Origin of the sequence: Pseudomonas parasichuanensis (assembly GCF_021601385.1) — a bacterium.
In the GTDB taxonomy this organism is placed as follows: domain Bacteria; phylum Pseudomonadota; class Gammaproteobacteria; order Pseudomonadales; family Pseudomonadaceae; genus Aquipseudomonas; species Aquipseudomonas parasichuanensis.
The window spans coordinates 1-245 of record NZ_BQHO01000120.1 but is presented as its reverse complement, the minus strand read 5'-3'; the positions used below and the strand labels follow the sequence as shown (position 1 = coordinate 245).

Here is a 245-nt window from a genome sequence, read left to right as displayed (position 1 = left end):
GCCGGCATCCTGGTGCTGCTGAGCCTGCGTGACGACACCCGCCAGGCGCTGGTGGTGACGCCGATCTGGTTTGTGCTGTTGGCGGTGACTTATCAGTTTGTGCGTAGCAAGCGCCAGCCGCGGGCGGCGCTCGATTTCATAGGCGCTGCAACTCTCCCGTCGAGCAGCTCGAAAAGCTGCCCCTGTGCTCAGCCTTGCTCCAACCCTTCAAGCACAGCCTCAGCCAACGCCAACCCCTTCTCCAA

Annotated in this window: 1 protein-coding gene; it reads left to right on the top strand. The window is 62.9% G+C overall.

Annotated elements, in window-relative coordinates; genetic code table 11:
* Nucleotides 1–245 (top strand): hypothetical protein (locus tag L6D77_RS27200; protein ID WP_236170247.1); only part of this gene is annotated, 245 nt, incomplete at both ends.